Origin of the sequence: Streptomyces sp. NPDC127092 (assembly GCF_042722475.1) — a bacterium.
In the GTDB taxonomy this organism is placed as follows: domain Bacteria; phylum Actinomycetota; class Actinomycetes; order Streptomycetales; family Streptomycetaceae; genus Streptomyces.
Genome location: NZ_JBHXFE010000205.1, coordinates 1 through 739, shown reverse-complemented (window position 1 = coordinate 739; position 739 = coordinate 1). Strand labels below are relative to the sequence as shown.

The window sequence follows — 739 nt, the reverse complement described above, 5'->3', positions numbered from 1 at the left end:
CTCGATCTCACCGGCCACGGACGGCTCAGCCTCCTCGTCGGCGAGGGCGGCCAACCCTGGCGCGACGCCGCCGACAAACTCGCCTCGGAACTGGGTATCGACCTCTCGGTCGCCAGCGTCGGCGTCGGCTGCGAGTACAACGACGTCCTCCGAGAGTGGACCGCAGTACGCGAAATCGGCGACGCCGGGGCACTGCTGGTCCGCCCCGACCACCACATCGCCTGGCGGGCCGCTGACCTTCCCGAGATACCCCTCGAAGCGTTGCGCACGGCACTGTCCTCCGTCCTGCACTGACACCGCGACATCGAAGGAAGAACCTGATGACCACAGCCCAGACACCCCACACCGCACCTCGGCAGTCCGCGCTCCCCGCACCCCTGACAACGATCGACCACACCACTGACATCGTGGTCGTCGGAGGAGGCGGCGGAGGACTCCCCGCAGCCCTGTTCAGCAGATGGAACGGCAACGACGTCATCCTGCTCGAAAAGGCAGACGAGTTGGGAGGTACGGCCCGCAAGGCCGCCTTCTGGTACTGGGTGCCCAACAACGAACCGCTCCGCCGGGCAGGGCTGGTCGACTCCGAGGAGGACTACCTCCGCTACGTGGCCCGCCTGTCCCGCCCCACCCTCTACGACGCACAGAGCCCCACACTGGGCCTTCCCGAGGACGAATACGCGGCGCTGCGCGCCATCTACGAAAGCGCCTCCCCCGCAGCCGAACTGCTCGCCGCGCGCGG

Annotated in this window: 1 protein-coding gene and 1 pseudogene; both read left to right on the top strand. The window is 68.3% G+C overall.

The annotated features are described in order from the left end of the window. Window positions 1-294 (top strand): annotated as a pseudogene (locus tag ACFWJO_RS38900) (2,4-dichlorophenol 6-monooxygenase); the annotation flags it as partial. A 26-nt stretch (window positions 295-320) separates the two neighbouring features. Next, the coding region (locus ACFWJO_RS38895; RefSeq protein WP_386872945.1) for an FAD-binding protein at window positions 321-739 on the top strand (419 nt) is incomplete at its 3' end.